Origin of the sequence: Streptomyces smaragdinus, assembly GCF_009604385.1 — a bacterium.
GTDB lineage: Bacteria > Actinomycetota > Actinomycetes > Streptomycetales > Streptomycetaceae > Streptomyces > Streptomyces smaragdinus.
In genome coordinates this window covers 1-1,289 of the sequence record NZ_WEGJ01000102.1, presented here as the reverse complement: position 1 = coordinate 1,289, position 1,289 = coordinate 1, and the positions used below count along the sequence as shown (strand labels likewise).

Sequence of the window (1,289 nt, the reverse complement as noted above, 5' to 3'; positions counted from 1 at the left end):
GGGTTTGGATGCGGAGTGTTTCTGCGGCGCTGCGCGCCTTGGGGGCGGGAGCGGGGGGCGGGGCGCTGCGCGCCTCGCAGTGGGGGAAGCCGCTGGCGCGGCTTCGGATGCGGAGCGAGGGTCGGCGCTGCGCGCCTTTGAGTGGGGCGTCGGCGCTGTGCGCCTTGTGATGCGGAGTGGGGGAAGCCGCTGGCGCGGCTTCCGGGCGGAGGCGCTGTGCGCCCCCGGGTGTGTGGAGTGAGCGTCGGCGCTTCGCGCCGCCGGGCCGGCGACTGCGGGGGCGACCGTTCGAGGGCCTGTGCTTCGGGGGAGTTCCCCACGGTTGGCGGGCTATGGGGGGCGGTGACCGGGGACAATCCGGTAGCCGCGTACGGGAGTGAGGGGACGTTCGACACGCCTGCGCGCGTACGGGAAACGCGCCTGGATGGACCACGACGCGGCAGTACGCGCGTAGGTGTGTCGGGCGGCCCCGACCCACGACGTGACTGCGGCGCACCCACAGCGCAAGGCGAGGTGCACCCCCCGCCCGGCGGCGAGCCGACGACGCGAACAAGACCCCCTATCCAGCCCGCCCGGCGTTTGAGGGCGAGGCGCGCCAGCGCCGAAAAGCCCGGCCGGCGCTTGAGGCCGGAGGCGCGCAGCGCCGACTCCGCCCGGCCGCAGGCCGAGAGCGCGATCGGCACCGCCTCCAGCCCGGCCGCAGGCCGAGAGCGCGATCGGCACCGCCTCCAGCCCGGCCGCAGGCCGAGAGCGCGATCGGCGCCACCCCGAGCCCGGCCGCAGGCCGACAGCGTGAACGGCACCGCCAAGAGCCCGGCCGCAGGCCGAGGGAGAAGAACGAGACCGTCCGACAACCACGGCCGTAAGGCCGGGGGCATCGCGACGCCCCCCACCGACCTGGTTGAATCGTCACGTGGTCCTTCCGGAGGCCGTTCCCGGGCCCGGGGGCCACTGATTCGTGCGCTATCAATGGGGAGAGCATGGACGAGGGCAAGCCGACGTGGTCACGGTCGAACACGGGAGAGCACCCCGCAGACACCGACCAGGACCCCGCCCCGGAGCCCGCCGAGGCCCGGCTCCCCGCACCGCGGGCCGGGGAGGACATACCGGCGGACGAGGCGACGCGTAACACCCCCGCCGACGACGGGAGTCCGGCCGACGAAGGAGATCGTCATGTGGTGGAACTTCATCGGCCGCACCCACGAGGACATCGTCGCCGCCCGCGAGGCGTGGACGGCCGAGTCGCCCCGCTTCGGCCGGGTGGAGGGGTACGCGGGCGACCGCCTCCC

Annotated in this window: 1 pseudogene; it reads left to right on the top strand. The window is 74.7% G+C overall.

From position 1 onward, the window contains the following. Positions 1–1,161: 1,161 nt before the first annotated feature. Positions 1,162–1,289: pseudogene (locus SRB5_RS35755) on the top strand (pirin family protein); the annotation flags it as partial.